This is a genomic window from Priestia sp. P5_B4 (assembly GCF_056400385.1).
Genome location: NZ_JBFULJ010001107.1, coordinates 1 through 1,095 on the forward strand (window position 1 = coordinate 1; position 1,095 = coordinate 1,095).

Annotated in this window: 1 protein-coding gene and 1 pseudogene; both read left to right on the top strand. The window is 36.8% G+C overall.

All coding sequences use genetic code 11. The features are described from left to right. Positions 1–742: phytoene desaturase family protein (locus AC1DRF_RS29190; RefSeq protein WP_477742467.1), on the top strand; the 742-nt coding region annotated here is incomplete at its 5' end. Between the two features lie 141 nt (positions 743–883). After that, positions 884–1,095 (top strand): annotated as a pseudogene (locus AC1DRF_RS29195) (hypothetical protein); the annotation flags it as partial.

Consider the following 1,095-nt stretch of genomic DNA (forward strand, 5'->3'; position numbering starts at 1 on the left):
GTATACAAACTGCAGCGTTACTGAAATAATCGTAAAAAATAAACGGGCTGTCGGAGTAGAAGTAAATGGAGAAGAAAAGATAGACGCGGATATTGTTATTGTGAACGGCGACTTGCTAAAGGCCTATCCGGCACTCGTAAAAGAACAGGATAGACCTCATTTTAAAAACAAAAAAGCAGCTGAATTTGAGCCTTCTATATCAGCTTATGTGATCATGGCAGCTGTTAAGAAGCGCTTTTCTCAGCTGATTCATCATCAAGTGTATTTTTCTCAAGATTATAAACAGGAATTCTATGAGCTATTTCAGCAAAAAACGCTTCCAACCGATCCCACCATCTATATTTGTAATTCTTCATATACCGATAACACGGTAGCTCCGGGTGATAATTTATTTATTTTAGTGAATGCTCCTGCTGTGAAAGAAGAGAATCAAGAAGAAATGAACGCTTACAGAGAAGTTGTCTATCGCAAGCTTTCTCAGTTTGGTTTAGATATCGAGTCTTCGCTTGTACATGAGCGAATTGTTACTCCATATGAAATTGAACAAACGTTCGGTGCATTTAAAGGTGCTTTGTACGGCGTGAGTTCAAACCGGAAAATGGATAGTTTTCTTCGGCCAAGCAACGTCTCAAAAGATGTTAAAAACTTATATTTTGTAGGAGGAACGACTCACCCTGGAGGAGGGTCTCCTATGGTCACGATTAGCGGCATCAATGTAGCTATGCTTATTTCATCTTCCTAATTGATAAATCAGGATTGTCAAAAAGTTTAGTTTTTTGGTACTATAAGAAAGTGCAGAGACTGTTAACCTGCTGTTCTTACGGATGGAAAAAATGAAAAAACATGTTACATAACGAAGTTGAAAAGGTGATTACATAACTATATGATTGTATTTACGTGTCTTATTATTATCATAAGCATTATCCGTCCGTACTTGGAAAGCGTGACTGTTAAGCGAATTGCTTCAGAAGGCAAAAAAATTCGCTACTACAAAGAACAGTTCTTTTTTTATGTGCTAATTTTACTATTTTATATTGCGGTGATGGTATACCATAAGGTTCCAATTTCTATGTTAGGATTACAGGGAGTATATCT